Source organism: Treponema vincentii F0403 (genome assembly GCF_000412995.1).
Classification (GTDB): Bacteria; Spirochaetota; Spirochaetia; order Treponematales; family Treponemataceae; genus Treponema; species Treponema vincentii.
In genome coordinates, this window is sequence record NZ_KE332512.1 from 1,373,232 (window position 1) to 1,387,712 (window position 14,481).

General features: G+C 48.6%; 7 protein-coding genes and 1 pseudogene. 5 read left to right on the plus strand and 3 right to left on the minus strand.

All coding sequences use genetic code 11. The features are described from left to right. The first annotated feature begins 214 nt into the window (after positions 1-214). The 3 genes from HMPREF1222_RS06150 to HMPREF1222_RS06160 are packed head-to-tail and all read left to right on the plus strand — an operon-like array spanning position 215 to position 6,284. Positions 215-3,010, plus strand: a complete 2,796-nt coding sequence (locus HMPREF1222_RS06150) for a VCBS repeat-containing protein (protein WP_016518662.1) — start codon at positions 215-217, stop codon at positions 3,008-3,010. 2 nt (positions 3,011-3,012) lie between these two features. Then, positions 3,013-5,700: a helicase-related protein gene (locus HMPREF1222_RS06155; protein WP_038076935.1), complete on the plus strand. Its 2,688-nt coding sequence runs from the start codon at positions 3,013-3,015 to the stop codon at positions 5,698-5,700. Between the two features lie 59 nt (positions 5,701-5,759). After that, positions 5,760-6,284, plus strand: a complete 525-nt coding sequence (locus tag HMPREF1222_RS06160; RefSeq protein WP_016518664.1) for a hypothetical protein — start codon at positions 5,760-5,762, stop codon at positions 6,282-6,284. A 121-nt stretch (positions 6,285-6,405) separates the two neighbouring features. Here HMPREF1222_RS06160 and pta read toward each other — a convergent pair whose 3' ends face one another. The 3 genes and pseudogenes from pta to secA all read right to left on the minus strand — a co-directional run. Next, complete coding sequence (pta, locus tag HMPREF1222_RS06165; RefSeq protein ID WP_016518665.1) at positions 6,406-7,416, minus strand: phosphate acetyltransferase; 1,011 nt, start codon at positions 7,414-7,416, stop codon at positions 6,406-6,408. Positions 7,417-7,567: 151 nt separating this feature from the next. Continuing rightward, positions 7,568-7,717: an SEC-C metal-binding domain-containing protein gene (locus HMPREF1222_RS13410; protein WP_425314952.1), complete on the minus strand. Its 150-nt coding sequence runs from the start codon at positions 7,715-7,717 to the stop codon at positions 7,568-7,570. Positions 7,718-7,803: 86 nt separating this feature from the next. Beyond that, positions 7,804-10,315, minus strand: a pseudogene (gene secA / locus HMPREF1222_RS06170) (preprotein translocase subunit SecA); the annotation flags it as partial. A gap of 86 nt (positions 10,316-10,401) precedes the next feature. On the opposite strand from secA, the gene HMPREF1222_RS06175 reads away from it, so the two are divergent. Together HMPREF1222_RS06175 and HMPREF1222_RS06180 are read left to right on the plus strand one after the other, a co-directional pair. Continuing rightward, the gene (locus tag HMPREF1222_RS06175; RefSeq protein WP_016518667.1) at positions 10,402-11,100 is read left to right on the plus strand and encodes an HAD family hydrolase; all 699 of its coding nucleotides are present in this window, start codon (positions 10,402-10,404) and stop codon (positions 11,098-11,100) included. A 133-nt stretch (positions 11,101-11,233) separates the two neighbouring features. After that, complete coding sequence (locus HMPREF1222_RS06180; RefSeq protein ID WP_016518668.1) at positions 11,234-14,479, plus strand: SpiroCoCo family coiled-coil protein; 3,246 nt, start codon at positions 11,234-11,236, stop codon at positions 14,477-14,479. Positions 14,480-14,481 lie beyond the last annotated feature (2 nt).

Below are 14,481 nucleotides of genomic sequence, written 5' to 3' on the forward strand. Positions count from 1 at the left end.
GTTGCCTTCCTTTTGCGCGAAATTTTGAATAAAATTTTGCGCAGTTTATCTTAGAAGAAGGGTAAACGCATCAGAGAAATAAAGCAGATTCCGCAGAATATATAGGCAGGACAACCATTTGAGCCGCAACACGGCGAAATTCTGGTTGAACAGCCTATATATTCTGCGGGCGTACTGTAAAAGCTGATGCGTTTGCCCTGCGAAATGAGGCTCTATGGATACCGGCGATTTAAATACACACGAACAAACCCGCTCACCGGAAGGGCACAATATGCCACCTATTCCGGACACCGATACGGCACAAAATGCCGATACGGTGCAGCCGTCTTCTCCGCTCACATCCAAAAAGCGGAAGAAGAGCGGATTTTTCAAAAAAATCGGCATCCTTCTTCTCGTCCTTATTCTGATTATTCTCCTACCCCTTGCCGGTCTTATCGGATATTCGTTGATAGACCGGACGAATCCTGCGCGGCATATTGCAGACGGGTATTACACCGCAGTTACAATTCGCTCCGCAAGCGACACACTGCAAAAGGGACTATACCTCAGCGCCGTCGATTCGCTGCTTTCTTCCCCCGAAACGGCATCGCTGCAAAGTAATCTCCGTGCGCTGCGCTCAAACACCACGCTGCAATCCGATTGGTTTAAGCGGCTGCTCAACGTCCCGATTAACATTGCAGTCTATGAGGGCAATAACGCAGCGCTTATTGCAGATATCGGAATCCGTTCCGCCGCCGTCCGGCTGCTTCCTCTCGTTGCTGTGATTAAACCGGAACTGTTCGATTCGATACCGAATCTTTCGCAAACCGAATTTGACATAAACGGCAAAAGGAAAGCGGGCTTTCTGTTTCAGCTGACATACGATCAGAGACTCTATATCTGTTTTTATAAAAACCTCATCATCGCGGCGACTTCGGAAGATTTACTTTATTCGTGTATCGCTGAAAACTCTGAAGCGAGCGGTAAACGGTTGACTGCACTGCTGCGTTCTTCGAACCGCGGAGCTGTCAGCATCTATGCGGAACCGTCGTATTTTATTTCCGGCATTGCAGCAAAACAGGATATCGCCGGCAATATAGTGAGGGAACTCGCCTTTCCCGAGCCGGCGGCGCTTAACGTCAACTTTGATGAAAAAACGGTTTCTTTACACAGTATTATCAAATGGGTTTCCGAACGATCCGAAGTGAACGCTATATTGCAGCGCCGCTCTACGCTGCCGTCCATCTTGTCCCGTCTTCCTGAAGGGACAGCCTATTTAACCCTGCTGAACCTAGGCGACCCTCAATTCCTCTACGAAAACACCCGGTCTTTTTTCTCTCCGGAATTAACTAAGACATTCAATTCTGCGGATAAGAACAGTAAATTCTTTTTTAACAAAGACTTAAACCAGCTTGTTTTTGAATGGACGGGTAGTGAACTCGGTGTGTTCGGTCATAAGGATTCTCAAACTCCGGTTTTCTTTATTTCGTTAAAAGACGAAGCAAAATGCCGCTATCTGTTTGAAGATTTATTTAACACGATATTTATCGACCGCAGCATTTCGGCCGTAGTCGACGGCAACCGCATTCCGCGCATTATATTCCCGTCATGGTTATCGGGACTGTTGCGCGCTTTTCATATCGACCTGCCGGAACCGTTTTATATGATACAGGACGGCTATTTATATCTTTCCAACAGTGCGGAAGCGCTCGGCGTGTGCAAAAAAGAAACAGATGCAGGTAAATTCATGGTAAAGACCGATGAATGGAAGAAAATTGCAAAATCCGTTTCCGCCGAAACCTCTTTTTTAGTGTACTATTCGCTGGATCGGAGCATTCCGTTCTTCTTGGAACAAAACGCATTGCTCAAAACCGCCTTTAAAAATTACGGTAAGGGCGTATTATCGCTGCGGTTTGCGGCGGAACGCCAAGTATCTTTGGATTTCTATACGCAGAAAACCGATGCCCGTAAACTGGAAGAAATTTCCGCCTTTCCGCGTTCCCTCTCTCAACGCCCGGAAACCGACATCATCTGCGCAAAAACTGCCGCCAATATCCCTTATATTTTTTGGACAAACGGTTCAAATGTGCATAGCATGAATCTTTTAACCGGAAGCGAAACAACACTTTCACTCGACGGAAAGGCAGGCATTGCCGCCGACATGAAGCAGTCGAAGCTGCAATCGCTGTGGGCGGTTTCCGCCCGCGGTTCCATCTACCGAGTAAATGAAAATCTGGAACCTTTTGCAGGATTCCCCGTGCTGACGGCGGAAAAGCTGTTCCCGGCACCGGTTGCGTTTAACGGCGGCATCGTTGCTCCGCTTTCCTCCGACTCAGGCCTGCTCTTTGCAGGAGCGGCAGACAGCTGGTTTACTTCCGGCATGATGAACGCTAAGCTGCGGACAGCTCCCATCGTATTCAAGGACGGCATTGCGGCGCTGCCCCGCTCGTTTGAAAGCAGCTTGTATATGTTCAATAAAGAAGGGAAGGTAATTGAAGGGTATCCCCTCGAACTTGACGGTATCTTTGCCGCAGCGCCGGTCTTTTTTGAAGAAACAAAGGGAAAGCCCGCCGCCGCCTTTGTAAGCGAAGACGGCAGATTTTCTATCCGCAGCCTGGCGGAGAATTATGAGGAGCTTGCCGCCTGCGATCTGAATACCGTATGCAAGGCTGACTTGGCGTATTCGGCGTCTTTGCGGGCATTTTTCGTCGTTTCTCAGGACGGGCACCTCTTCAAATTCAACACCGCCGGCGCCATAACCGATTCGCTGCCGTTAAAAACAGGCGCTGCGGATGACTACCGCATCACCCTGCTCGACGTAACCGGCGACGGTAAAGACGAAATATTTGTTTCCGGAGGAGGAAACGCTCTTTACGGGTATACCTCCGGCTTTGCACCGCTGGACGGTTTTCCCCTTGCCGGTACGGGCACCTCGTATCTTCTCGACATCGACGGAGATTCGCTACCCGAACTCATTACGCACGGTATCGATTCAAAAGTGCATGCGTATAGAGGAGCAGCATTAAGGTAATGATGAAGTATACACAGCTGCCTGTTTATGAACAAAAGGCACGTATTTTAGAGAGTTTGGAACGACATCAGGTGATTGTTGTCGAAAGCCCGACCGGTTCGGGAAAGACCACCCAGCTGCCGGTTATTTTACATGAAGCGGGCTATACGCAGACCGGCATAATCGGCGTTACCCAGCCGCGGCGCATTGCAGCGCTTTCGGTGAGCGAGTTTATTGCGAATCAGCTGCGGGTGCCGCTCGGCGAGCTGGTCGGGTACAAGATGCGGTTTGAAGATCATACCTCGCCGGATACCAAGATAAAGATTATGACCGACGGTATCCTGCTGCAGGAACTCAAACTTGACCCGTGGCTCAGTAAATATTCCGTTATAATGGTAGATGAAGCGCATGAGCGGAGTTTAAATATCGATTTTATCCTCGGTCTCCTCAAGCGGATTTTGCAGGAGCGGCAGGACTTTAAGGTGATTATTTCGTCTGCGACGATTAACACCGATATGTTTTCGATGTATTTTAACGAATGTCCGGTGATTAAAATCGATGCGATGACCTATCCGGTTACGCTCATCTTTGACCCGCCTGCGCTTACCGCCTCTACGGAAACCCTTGCGGCGGAAACGGCGCTGCTCGATAAAATCGCCGTGATTGTCGGGCGGATTTTGAGCGAGGGACGCCCCGGAGCAATCCTCGTGTTTCTCCCCGGTGAGCGGGCAATTAAGGACTGTATCGAGCGGCTTTCGCACGAGCCGTGGTTCCGTAAGCTCTATCCGCTGCCGCTGTACGGCCGCTTGAGCAAGGAAGAACAGGAGCGGGTATTCAAGTCCCCGCCGTTCGGCAAAAAGAAAATCGTCATTGCGACGAATATCGCAGAAACGTCCATCACCATCAACGACATTGCCGCCGTTATCGATTCGGGCCTCTCGAAGCTCAATTTTTACAACCCCTTTACCTACACGTCCAGCCTTGACGAAGCGCCCGTGTCCAAAGCATCGTGCAATCAGCGGCGGGGACGTGCAGGGCGGACGCAGGAGGGTGTATGCTACCGTCTCTATACCCGCAAGGATTTTGAAACCCGCGTGATGTACACCACGGAAGAAATCTACCGCACCGACCTGTCGGAAGTTGTTATGCGGATGGCGGAACTCGGTATCTACGACTTTGCAAACTTCGATTTTATCTCCCCACCCGGCAAAAAAGGTATCATCGGCGCGGTGGATACGCTCAATATGCTCGGGGCGCTTGAAAGCGATAACAGCCTCAGCAAGATCGGGCAGATGATGTGTCTGTTCCCGCTCAGCCCGCGCCAGTCCCGCATGATTGTGGAAGCGGTGCTGTATTATCCTGAATCGATTGAAGATGTGCTGATTGCCGCGGGCTTTTTGTCGGCACGCAGCCCATTCCTCTTCCCCGATGGGCAGGAACTTGAAGCGCGGAAAGCCCATGCGGCATTCCGCGATCCGCTCGGCGACTTTGTGTCGTTCCTTAAAGTGTACCGGCAGTACATGCAGGCTGAAAACCAAAAGCGTTTTTGCGAACGCTCCTACCTCGACGAGCGGATTATGGCGGAAATCGCCAATATCAAGGAACAGCTGGAACTGATTGTCTCCGATATGGGCGTGCCGATTCTCTCCGGCGGTAAACCGTCTGATTATCTAACGGCAGTTGCCCGCGGTATGATTCAGTTTGTGTGTGCGGCGCAGGGGCGGGATGTGTACCGCAGCCTTACCACTGAAAAGATTTCCATCCATCCGGGTTCTTGCATGTATAAAGAGCGGCCTTCCTACATCGTTGCAGGAGAAATCGTACACACCTCGCGGATGTACGCTATGTCGGTCTCTCCGCTTTCCAAAGACATTGTCGCGCTCGTAGCCCCTGCCCTCCTCGGCAAAAAAGCCGGACAGGAAGCGCGGGCAAAGGCCGGCAAAGGCGAAGGATCGGCCGCAAGTGCAGGCGAGAAAGGAGCCGGTTCATCGGAAAAACGGCAGGGCGGTGCATCCGGCAAAGTATCCGGCAGCGCAGGGAATGCCGCGGCACTGGGTGCCGCAGCTGCAGCAGAAAAACAGCCGCAGACGGTATCCATTTGCGGCACACCGTATATCGTACAAAAGATTAAAGGCAAAAAGCAGCTTCTGCTGCCGTGGGAGCAGTTCAGCCGCACGGTTGAGCAGCTGCGGGCAGAGCGGCAGCGAAAAAGAACGGATGAGCCGGACACAAACACACAAGAGAATATGCCGGACAGCGGCGGTATTATGTATGACGGCCGGTTGGAGCAGCTGAAAAACCTGCGGGCAAAGATTACCATCGGCAGCTATGAGCTGCTCGCCGGAGAAAAATTCGGCTTGGTGTTAAGCATTGCCGAAGCCTTTCCGTTGCAGCCGCTGGAATCGGACACGCCGTTCCCGCGTACCAAGAATTTTACGCTGCCTGAGGATACTGCAGCCCTGTTGGATCAGCTGCCGCTCATCTTCCGGACGGTAACGGCAAAACAGAAAAGCAAGCAGCTCGGTTTTATCACCCTGTTCAACGACGGGAACGGGACGTTTTGGCTTAAAACGTCCCGCGGCTTTCATACGGCACTGCACGAAAACCTCGCCTCCCTGCAGCAGCTCATCGACAGCGCGGGTGCAGAACTGAGTGAAGCGCAAACCGCCGCGGTCAACAGCCTCTACAGCAAAATCGCCAAGCTGATTTAATGCTTTTTCCGGTGCAGTTGCCCTAGTTTTTTATTCTTCTCTCGTTTATACTATAGATTATGGAAACTATGGAAATTTTAAAGCCGCTTTTGGAAAAAGGACTGTTGAAGGAAAGCCTTGCGTTAGCAGAAAGCGAAGGTAAAGAATTAAGCAAAATCAGCCATGAAGGACTTAACTTTGTAACAGCTTCTATACTTGCTGATGTTCCATCTGTTGAAAAAACCGAACTGATTAGAAGGACGGGAGCTTTTTTCTCCGCGCAGGATTATTGCAATTTGTTAAATGAAAAGGTTTTTACTATTCATCCTGTAACCCGAGACCGATTAAAAGATCAGGGAGCTTCATTAACCGATGAAAATATGAAACAATATTACGCCTGGTATAATATTTTTGATATTGCTTTCCCATGGCTTCCATTATCGGTATTTGAAGATCTGGTGATATATTTGCGAGATGAAAAAAGACTGGTGCTGGATAAAGAAACTCGCGAATTGGTGAAAGAAAATTTCTTAAATTCCAAACGGTACTCTGAAAGAGAATTAAACACCCTCTTTGAATCGCCTATTTTTGATAACGAAATTTAACGGACGGCGGGAGCTGCCCATACATTTTTAATACGGTTAAAAACATGGGGATGCCTCAAAAACCGGTTACTTTTTCGACAGCCCCATATCTTTATTAAACTTATTTAAGCTGAGCCGGTGCTTATTTATTTTTATCGGCCTGTACAAGCGTTACAACTGCCGTTACGACAATGTCCTCGACTGAACAGCCGCGGGACAAATCCGACAGCGGCTTAGCAAAGCCCTGCATAAAAGGCCCGTAAGCATCGGCTTTTGCAAAACGCTGCACTAACTTATAGCCGATATTTCCGGCATTAAGATCGGGGAATATCAACGTATTTACTTTATCGCGGATAGGACTACCGGGAGCTTTTCTATCGGTTACTTCCGGTATAAGGGCGGCATCGAGCTGCAATTCACCGTCATAGCAGAAATTAACCTTCCGCTCGTCAAGCAGTTTAACCGCTTCGCGTACTTTAAGGATGCTTTCATCCTTATCGCCGCCCGAACCTTTTGTAGAGTAAGATAGAAGCGCAACGACAGGTTCATGTCCGATAAATGCACGATAGCTTTCCGCAGCCGCTGTTGCGATATCCGCTAACTGTTCAGCGGTCGGATTAGGAATAACCGCAGAATCGGAGAAAATCAATACACCGTTTGTTCCCCATTCGGTACTCTTGGTATCCACAATAAAACAGGAAGAAGCAGTCTTAACTCCTTTCTTTACCCCTACAATAGTAAGTCCTGCACGCAATACGTTTGCAGTCGTATTTTCTGCACCTGCAACCATAGCATCGGCTTTGTCTTGAGCTAACATCATTGCGCCGAACCGTAAAGGATCATGCATCTCCTTTTTTGCTTCCTCAGGCGTCATTCCCTTAGCCTTCCGTTTTTCATATAAAGCTGTAGCAAAACCTTCCGTCCATTCGGAATGCTCCGGATCGATAATGGTGAAACCATCGGTCGCAACGCCTACTTTTTTACAGGCATCTTCAACCTCAGCTTTCTTTCCGATTAAAAACAGCTCGGCGGGAATTTGTTGATCGACAAGTATACGAGCCGCACGAAGAGTTCGCGCTTCCGTCGCCTCAGGCAAGACCAAGCGATTGTGATATTCTTTCGCTTTGTCTTTCATTATTTGAACAAACCGCATAATAAAACCTCCGGATTACATAACCATTGGGCATCTCTAAAAACCGAAATTTTTAGAGGTTCACCATTGCAATTTACGCGTAAGTTTACTATTTTCACGGTTTTTCTGCAAGTTCGCGCGGCAATCTATACGGAAACCGGTTTGTACAAATTCATCTTCCGCAGCAGTGCTTGTATTTTTTGCCGGAGCCGCAGGGGCAGGGATCGTTTCTGCCGACTTTAGGCGTAGTGCGTACCACTTGGACATTTTCCGGTTTGCTGCTTGAGCCCATCGGGGAGCCGCTTTGATGGAAGGAGCCCATAGAGCTGTGATGCGCAGAGCCTTGCGCGATACGGCGGTTTGAAGCGCGTGAGGATGCGGGTTCGTCGGTGCTGATCCGTACCAATACCAGTAAGGAGGCGATGGAGAAGCGGATTTCGTCGAGCATTGCGTAGAAGATGTCGAAGCCTTCGAGTTTGTATTCCGTGAGCGGGTTTTTCTGTCCGTAGGAACGGAGATACACCGCTTCGCGCAGGGCTTCCAGATTTTCCAAGTGATCGAGCCATTTGCGGTCTATCGCCTGTAAATACTGATAGCGGATAAACATATTGAGGTTTTCGTTACCGGCAAGCGCGACCTTTTCTTCGATATTTGCTTTAAGCGCGACGTAGATTTTCTGCTGCAGTGCGCTTGTATCGGAGCTTTGAGCCAGCTTTGTGTCTTCATCACTGAAGATGTAGCCGAACTTTGTCTTTAAGTTTGCTTGCAGCTCTTTCAGCTCGTCCTGCTTTTCCTTGCGGGAGCCGTGCTTAAACTGCTCGAATGCGTCATCGAGGTATTCTTCTATCGTAGTGTAAATACGTTCAACCAGATGATCGTCCTGCAAAATCTTATCGCGCTGCTCATAGATAAAGCTGCGCTGCTCGTTTAACACATCGTCGTATTCAAGGAGGTGTTTACGGATGTCGAAGTTGCGCTCTTCAACCTTCGTTTGCGCTTTTTCGATACTCTTGTTGAGCCACGGATGTTCGATCGGTTCTCCGGGTTCCATACCGACCCGTGCCATCACCCGTTTCAGGCTTTCGCCGCCGAATAGGCGCATCAGGTCGTCATCGAGGGAGAGGAAGAATTTTGAGCGGCCGGGGTCGCCCTGCCGTCCGGAACGTCCGCGCAGCTGATTGTCGATACGGCGGCTTTCGTGCCGTTCGGTACCGATAACATACAAACCGCCGAGCGATTTAACTTCCTTGTAGTCTTCCTGCCACTTCTTGTATTCTTCGTCGTATGTTTTTTGATAGGTTTCAGGATCGGCTTCGGTTCCCGCCCGCTTGCGTGCCCTAAATTCGGGGCTGCCGCCGAGCTTTATATCGGTACCGCGTCCCGCCATGTTGGTGGCGATGGTTACCGAGCCTTTTGCGCCCGCTTCCGCGATGATGAGCGCTTCCCGTGCGTGGTTTTTGGCGTTCAATACCTCGTGCCGGACACCTTTCCGGGTCAAAAGAGACGAAAGTTTTTCGGACTTTTCGATGGACACCGTACCGACCAGCACCGGCTGTCCGCGTTTATGCGCTTCGGCAATTTCATTGCAAAGCGCTTCCCATTTTTCCGCTTCGTTGAGGTAGACGACATCGTGTTCGTCCTTGCGGATAACCGGCAGGTTGGTCGGGATAACGACGACATCGAGCGAGTAAATCTTGTTGAACTCTACCGCTTCGGTATCAGCAGTACCGGTCATACCGGAGAGCTTATCGTACATGCGGAAAAAGTTCTGGAAGGTGATGGTTGCCATTGTGCGGTTGCGCTGGGCAATGCGGATATGCTCCTTCGCTTCGATAGCCTGATGCAAACCGTCCGAATAGCGGCGTCCTTCGAGGATACGGCCGGTGAACTCATCGACAATCTGCACCTGCCCCTCTTTTACGACATAATCGACATCGATGTGATAGAGGATGTGCGCGCGCACCGCCTGCGTAAAGTAGTGGATGTATTCAAAGTTTTCTTCTTCAAAGAGGCTTCCGTTGATCAAGCCCTGTTTTTGCAGAATGTCCTGAATGTGCAACATACCGGAGTCGGTAAAGGACACGCGGCGGCTCTTTTCGTCAATCGTGTAGTCGCCGACAATCTCTTCGCCTTCAAGCTCGTTGGGATATTCGCCCGTTTCGGGATTCTTTTTGACTTCTTCAAGCTGATCGACGAGCTTATCGACATCGAAATACCGCTTGGTGTCGTCCTCGGCGGAACCGGAAATGATGAGCGGGGTACGCGCCTCGTCGATAAGGATGGAGTCTATTTCGTCCACAACCGCGAACGAAAAGCCGCGCTGCACTTTTTCTTCCATTGTAAGCTGCATATTGTCGCGCAGATAGTCAAAACCGAACTCGTTATTGGTACCGTAGGTGATATCCGCATTGTAGGCAGCTTTCCGCGCGGCGTTGTCCATGTTTGACAAGATTGCCCCAACGCTGACACCGAGGTATGTGTAGACAGGACGCATCCAATCGGCGTCGCGTTCTGCAAGGTAGTCGTTGACGGTTACGATATGGACACCCTTCCCTGAAAGGCTATTGAGGTATGACGCTGCGATGCTCATCAGAGTCTTACCTTCACCGGTCTTCATTTCTACGATGCGCCCCGAATGGAGTACCAGCGAACCTAAGAGCTGCACATCGTACATACGCTCATGCAAAATACGCCGCGCCGCCTCCCGTGCAAGCGCAAAGGCTTCGGGGATAAAGGCATCGAGCGATTCGCCTTTTGCAAACCGCTCCTTAAACTCGGCTGTTTTTTGCTTAAAATCTTCCGGGGCAAGAGCAAGCGCCCATGATTCTTTTTCATTTATCTGATGAAGAACGGGCAGCAATGCTTTAATGTCCCGTTCGTGCTGTGAACCGAAAACGGCTTTAATTATTTTATCTGCAATCATTATATCAATGTACAGCGATTTAGCTGAAATGTCAATTTTCAAAAGAAATGGACAGGCCGTAATCATTATTATATAATAGAAGGATGATTATCAGTAAAATACCCGGCATTGAAGCTATTGCATTTGACATAGACGGTACGCTCTACCCTGCATGGAAACTGACATTGCGCGCTGCTCCGTTTTTTATCCGCAACATCCGCTTTATGCAAGCCTTTAGAAAAGTCCGCCGTATTTTACACAAGCATAGCGCATCGGAGCCCGATAAACCGCTGCCGGATTTTTTTAAACTGCAAAACGAACTGCTTGCAAGTCATCTTAATATCCCAGCACAAGAAGCGGGAGATTTTTTAGAGAAAGAAATATATCTGGGATGGCAAAAGATATTTTTGCATATCCGCCCTTACCCCTTTGCAAAAGAAGCGGTTATGCAGTTGAAAGAAGCGGGGTTTAAAATCGGGATTCTATCGGATTTTCCGCCCGAACAGAAAGGTTCCGTATGGGGCATTCTTCCGCTCTGCGATGCCGCGTTGGATTCCGAAGCGCTCGGCGCTCTTAAACCCTCCCGCATTCCGTTCCTTAAACTTGCGGAAGCTTTGAATACATCATGCGAACGTATCCTATATGTCGGAAACAGCAGAGCGTATGATGTTGCCGGCGCCTCCGCTGCCGGTATGAAAACCGCATATATCGCAAATCCGCTTATTTCGGTTTTCAGAAAAAAGTCTCCTTATGCGGATATTTCCTTTTCAAACTATCGTCAATTCTTAAACTATGTGTTATAATAGAAAAAGAGCGCTTCTCAAAATTTTATTTTTCGGAAGTTCTCTTTAGATTTATTTTAAAAAAAGCCGACCTTGAGCTTTTGAATATGTCTTATAAAATCGGAATTTATTTTAAGTAAGGGTGGAACTTAGAATGTCAATGCAACTTTTGACCTCTGCGATAACGCTTATGCTATCTCTCATGCTGATCCTTTTCTTCCGGCAAACGGACAAAAACAGCCGATCGATTGAAAAAGCAAAAAAATACGGCGACCGTGTTAAAGACGAAATAGAAGGTTTTGTCAAAGAACGGACACAGAATTTGCGCGATGCGGCAATAGAGCTTGACGCAAAACTTTCGCAGGCCATCGCTGCCGTCAACCGACTGGATTCCATCTATAACGATTTTATGAAAAAATCCGATGTACTGACCGCCCGTTCATCATCCATCGATGCAATAGAAAAGAACGTTGTAGGGGCGGAAGAAACCATTAAAACCGTTATGGACATGGCAGCGCTTGCGGAAAAAAACCTTGCGCGGGTCAGTCAAGAATCCGACTTTGTCGATTCGCTTGCAAAGAAAATTACGGACGCCCGAAGTGAATTGAATCATATTTCAAAACTCATACCCGAAATGCAGGACAGCTTTTACAAACAAAACCGCGAACATCTCCAGATGATTGAAGAACAGCTTACGGCCGGATTTAATAATACCATCACCGCTTTTGAAAACCGTGTTGCCGGCGCTCAGAAAAAAAGCGAAGAGCTGCTTGAAGTAACGTCAATTCAATTAAACGATTTGTACAAAAAAGCATTTACGGAGGCGAGCAAAAAAGCACAAAACCTTGAAGACGAATCTTTTGCCAAACTGCAAAGCCAAATGGAAGCGCAGATGCAGCACTACAAGTCGGTACTTGATGACCGTTCCGCCGCGCTTGAGGCGGAGATTACCGCCGGTATGTCCGAAAACAAAGCACTTACCGAAAAATTCAAAAAGGATTGGCAAGAAGAAGCAAATAAGCTTGAAAGCTCACTGCATTCTCAGTTCAGCGCAGCGGAGATCGCGTTTACGCAGCGCATCACCAATCTTGAAAAAGACTTGGATAAAACCGAGTCGGATATGCAGAATACGAACCGGCAGCTTGATTCGCGTCTCACCGAGTTTGAAACGGGATTAAATACCCGGCTCGAAAAAACGGCGGCGAAAGCGGCGCAAAGTATCGCTGCGCTTTCCCAGTCGGCGGACACAAAGTTTGCCGAATATAAAAAGCAGGCAACCTACTATTATGAAAAATTTGATAAGTCCATTGCGGGTATCGATAAGCTTTCCGCAGAAATGGAAAAGGCGCAGGAATCGATTAAAGATAGACTTTTGCAGGACTTCGGAAAACATACTTATACCATGCAGGAAAAATACAATGGTTTTGAAAAACATTTTTCAGAGCGGGCAAATGCGCTTGCAGGCCGCCTTCAGGAAATAACCGAACAGTTAACCGTGTTGCGCGAAGAATCTCAGGCAGCGCTTTCCGAAAAACTGCACACGTTTGAAACCGATTTTTCAAGCGAGCTGACCCGGCGCAGCGATGCCTTGAGCGGCGATATTCAAAAACTGCGGAATGACGTTACCGAACGGCTCGCGCTGATGGGATCGGAAAGCGAATCGGCGCGCAAAGATTTGGAAGATGCTTATAAACAAGATTTAAAGGCGCGGCTTGCGCAAACAGCCGAAGAATACAAGGGACACTTTGCTAAATTTAAAGACGATATAGCCGCAATCGAAGAAGGGATTGCCAAACGTATTACTGCAAGCGACGAAGCGCTGCTTGCGTATAACACTCAGTTCAAGGGCATGATGGATCAGACAAAGGAAAAAGCGCAAACCTACATGAGGAATGAGCTTTCCGGCCTCAAGCTTGAATTGCAGGAAACGATGCGGCAGCAGAGCGTCGAAGTTGAAAACGTTACCAAAGAGGTAAAAGCGTGGCTGGATACCGTTAAACAAGAATCCGGCGGGCAGCTGGACGCGGTTAAAACCGACTTTGAAACATGGAAGGCGCGTATCGACCAGCAGCTTGCCGATATGCGGACTACGGTTGACGAAAAAGTTGCTAACTTTGCCGCTTCGACGGAACGAGCTATCGAAGGTATCAGTTCAAAATACAATTCGCACTATAAAGACTTTAGCGTAAAAAGCGACGAAGCATTTAAACTGATGCAGCAGAAAATCAATGATCTGAATGCAAAGGTGCAGAGCGCCGAAGAAGAATTTACTACACAGGTACGCGGCGTTACCGAAAACTTTACACGCGATGCCGAACAGCTTACCAATGAGTTGGATAAACGGATAAACAATGCAACGGGAGAAGCAACTCATTCGCTGGATAACATACGCGAACTCGTGCACGGTCTCCGCTCAGAGGTGGAAGAAACCCAGCATGATTTGTTTGAAAAGATACGCCGCGATTCCGAGCAGCTGACGGAAACCGTCGAAGAAATCGATAAACGGCAAAATGCCTTTATTACGCAGACACGAGTGTTTGATCGTGCGGATGAGTTGAAGGCTGATTTGGAGCAGAATATCGAAAAACTGAAGGCGGAGGTTACCCGCTTTGAAATCTACCGTAATACAATGGATGATCTAAATCTGAAATACGAAAAAGTAACCCATCTGGAAGAGGAAGCAACCCAGAAAATCGCCCGGTTTATGGGTGAACGTAAAAATATCGAAATCTTGGAAAATGATTTTGCAAAGCTGAGTGTGCTGTCCGACTCGATGGATAAAAAGCTTGTCGAACTTGCTTCTGCCGACGACGAATTGCAGCGCTACCAAGTTCAAATTCGGCGCATTGAAGAGAGCATTGCCGATGTAAACACCCGCTACGACCGATTGGAGAAAAAGGGCGCCGTGCTCGACCAAACGGTACAAAGTATCGATACTGCTTTTGAAGATTTAAAGACTGTTGAAAAAGATATTAAGTCCGTACAGAGTAAGCTCTATACCATTCCGCCGGAACTGCAGGATATCCAAGAAAAGATGGAGTACCTTGTTTCCAATCAGGAAAAAGCGGACAAGGCGCGGCAGCAGCTTGATACCATCGATGAACTGCTTGGAGAGCTTGAAGGACGTATTGAAAAACTGCATAACGCCCGCGAATGGCTTGCCGGTACCGAAACACGCTTGCAGGACATATCCAAAAACTCCGAAAACCAGCTCAAGCTGTTGGCGGATTTGGTTAAGACTGAAAAGCCGGTCAATAAGACGGAAGGCGCACCGGCAGTCGGCACCCGCGAAAATGTATTGAAGCTCTTTAGAAGCGGATGGACGCAAGACGCGATTGCCAATGCGTTAAATCTGTCGCAGGGAGAGGTTCAGCTCATTCTTGAGCTTGCCGAAAAATAAGC

What these genes read in the sequence shown, in the direction of transcription:
- HMPREF1222_RS06150 (WP_016518662.1), top strand. Translation starts at nt 215, where the DNA reads ATGGATACCGGCGATTTAAATACACACGAACAAACCCGCTCACCGGAA.
- HMPREF1222_RS06155 (WP_038076935.1), top strand. Translation starts at nt 3,013, where the DNA reads ATGAAGTATACACAGCTGCCTGTTTATGAACAAAAGGCACGTATTTTA.
- HMPREF1222_RS06160 (WP_016518664.1), top strand. Translation starts at nt 5,760, where the DNA reads ATGGAAACTATGGAAATTTTAAAGCCGCTTTTGGAAAAAGGACTGTTG.
- pta (WP_016518665.1), bottom strand. Translation starts at nt 7,416, where the DNA reads ATGCGGTTTGTTCAAATAATGAAAGACAAAGCGAAAGAATATCACAAT.
- HMPREF1222_RS13410 (WP_425314952.1), bottom strand. Translation starts at nt 7,717, where the DNA reads ATGGGCTCCTTCCATCAAAGCGGCTCCCCGATGGGCTCAAGCAGCAAA.
- HMPREF1222_RS06175 (WP_016518667.1), top strand. Translation starts at nt 10,402, where the DNA reads ATGATTATCAGTAAAATACCCGGCATTGAAGCTATTGCATTTGACATA.
- HMPREF1222_RS06180 (WP_016518668.1), top strand. Translation starts at nt 11,234, where the DNA reads ATGTCAATGCAACTTTTGACCTCTGCGATAACGCTTATGCTATCTCTC.